General features: G+C 45.3%; 1 pseudogene. It reads left to right on the forward strand.

The window, feature by feature from the left end:
• Positions 1-371 (forward strand): annotated as a pseudogene (locus tag A3756_RS03375) (F0F1 ATP synthase subunit beta); the annotation flags it as partial.

A 371-nucleotide genomic window follows, 5' to 3' on the forward strand; every position in this document is an offset into this window, starting at 1 on the left:
TCAGCCTACACTAGCTGAGGAAATGGGTGTTCTTCAGGAGCGTATTACATCTACTAAGACTGGTTCGATCACATCGATCCAGGCAGTATATGTACCTGCGGATGACTTGACTGACCCATCTCCAGCAACAACCTTCTCTCACTTGGATGCAACAGTTGTATTGAGTCGTGACATCGCTTCTAAGGGTATTTACCCAGCGATCGATCCACTAGACTCTACTTCTCGTCAGCTAGATCCTTTGGTGATTGGTGCTGAGCACTATGAAATTGCACGTGGTGTACAGACAGTACTTCAGCGTTATGCTGAATTGAAAGACATCATTGCGATTCTTGGTATGGACGAATTGTCTGAAGAAGATAAGCAGACAGTTG

The sequence above is a fragment of the Oleiphilus sp. HI0086 genome (assembly GCF_001635225.1).